We start from the raw sequence: 310 nt of genomic DNA, 5'->3' as shown, positions 1-310 counted from the left end.
TAAATGCAGCACGTTGTCGTAGGCTCTGTTTCCCCGGTTGAAGCTGGGAATACAAATGCTGAGTATAACCTGATTCCCCTTTCTTTGCTGGGGAGTCAGACGAGAAGTATGTATGCTTTTTAAAATCTCTTCGGACTGTTCCTTTTTCTCCAACTCAATAAGGTTAACAATGTTTCTAGGGAGAAAAGCATCCGTTCGCATAAAATAGTCATTCATACTGTTAAGCTGATCAAAAATGAGTACATTGGATAAAATAGAATTATCCAGCAAAGCACCTTGGAAGCAGGAAAGAAATTTTCCGATATCGCTT

General features: G+C 39.4%; 1 protein-coding gene. It reads right to left on the bottom strand.

Features of this window, described 5'->3' with window-relative positions; genetic code table 11:
* Positions 1–310 (bottom strand): hypothetical protein (locus KIH86_RS09375; RefSeq protein ID WP_223110413.1); only part of this gene is annotated, 310 nt, incomplete at both ends.

The organism is Paenibacillus sinensis (assembly GCF_019904155.1).
Taxonomy (GTDB): domain Bacteria; phylum Bacillota; class Bacilli; order Paenibacillales; family Paenibacillaceae; genus Paenibacillus_AQ; species Paenibacillus_AQ sinensis.
Note: the sequence above shows the minus strand (reverse complement) of the source record. Positions and strands in the feature narration are given on the sequence as shown.